The following is a 1,673-nucleotide window of genomic DNA, read 5'->3' on the forward strand; positions in this document are numbered from 1 at the left end:
CGGAGTTTTTCAAGGTAGTTGTCCGATTTTCCCGTTTTATGCTGCTGCCTGAGCCTGCACGATTTCCCGCTCCGGATTCAAACTTACTGGCCCTATAGGGCTCCAGTTTCTGGTTGCTCTGCCAGCCCACCGTTGTGGGTAGTCTGACTTAGCTTGTTCATATACCGCTTTACGCTTCTCCAGCAGAGCGACATCTTGTTGCTGATGCCGCTGCGCCGGTGTCACGAACCTTATGCCGCTATGGCGATGTTCGTGGTTGTAGAAGCGTGTAAATTCCAGCATCCACTCTCTGGCACAGCCGACTGTTGCAAAGCCACTTTTCGGCCACTGCGGGCAGTATTTCACTGTCTTGAACAATGACTCCACAAACGGATTATCATTACTCACTCTGGGCCGGCTGTAAGACGACGTCACACCCAGTTCTTGCAACTTGGCCCTGAGCGTGCTGCCTTTCATCGGGCTGCCGTTATCCGAGTGCAGTACCAGTGGTTTAAACAGGCACTGCTCCCGTAGTACGGCGCGCTGTACTAACTCACTGGCCAGTTGACTGCATTCCTTGTCGTGCACTTCCCAGGCCACCAGTTTACGGCTGTAAATATCGATTATCGCGTATAAATACCAGTACAAACCACGTATGCCTGAGGGCATATAGCTGATGTCCCAGCACCACACCTGATTGGGTGCTGAGGCACTGTAACTGGTGGGCATTGCACGCTTCTGAGGCGCTTTGCTTTTGCCTCGGTGGTGCTGCTGGTTTGCCGCTTTTAAAACCCGATACATTGTCGATTCTGACGCCAGATAAATGCCCTTGTCTGCCAACCGCGGCACAATTTGCGACGGCGGTAAGCTGGCATACTCTTCATCATTACAGGTTGCCAATATCTGCTCGCGCTCAGCGTCATTGAGCTTGTTCTTCGGCTCAGGCCTGATGGCTACTGGCCGTTTATCTTCAAGCACTGCACCTTGCTCATCCCGCCAACGGCGCAGTGAGCGTAGTGGTATCTCCAGCTCCTGTGCGGCCTTATCGCGCCTGGCACCGGCTAACACAGCTTCATCAAACCAGACCAGGTTTAAGTTGCGCTCACTAACCGTGGTTAACAGTCCTCGTCCTCCTCGCCGTAGTACGCTCTGAGCTTTTTTCGCAGCACCAGCAACGCTGCCGCCTCCGCTAAGGCTTTTTCTTTACGGTTAAGCTCGCGCTCTAATTGCTTAATGCGCTTTTTATCTTCTCTGGCCTGCTTTTTCTCAGCAACCTTGCGCTGAGCTTCGCTCATATTGCCCATCACACAGGCGCTGCGCCACTCTTTAACCTGCTCAACCAACAAGCCTTTTTCACGGCAATACTGGCTTAACTCGGCTTCAGATAACGGGGCAGTTTCAATTACCACCGCCAACTTTGCTTCTCCTGACCAATCGTCAGGCTTTTGTCCGCTTACCGGCACGGCATATCCTTGAGCTTTTAACTGATTGCGCCAATTGTACAGCGTCTGCTCAGAAATGCCTTCCTCTGAAGCCAACTGCGCCACAGAGCGATTTAACGGCGGTAATAACTTTTTTAATATTGCTTCTTTTCTTACTGGTGAATAAACAGCCATTTGAACCTGCTAACCACCCGCCGTCTGACTATAACTATTGTGAAAAGAAGACAGGACAACTACTCTGACACGGCGGGC

The 1,673-nt window shown here is 51.8% G+C and carries 1 protein-coding gene; it reads right to left on the reverse strand.

The annotated features are described in order from the left end of the window. Positions 1-36 precede the first annotated feature (36 nt). Positions 37-1,595 (reverse strand): IS3 family transposase gene (locus L5M10_RS23755; protein ID WP_263214432.1). Its coding sequence is split into 2 segments (ribosomal slippage): positions 37-1,109 and positions 1,109-1,595, totalling 1,560 coding nucleotides; the frame shifts between segments, so codons are not numbered across the junction. Positions 1,596-1,673 lie beyond the last annotated feature (78 nt).

It is taken from the genome of Shewanella sp. SM32, from assembly GCF_025654235.1.
Taxonomy (GTDB): domain Bacteria; phylum Pseudomonadota; class Gammaproteobacteria; order Enterobacterales; family Shewanellaceae; genus Shewanella; species Shewanella oncorhynchi.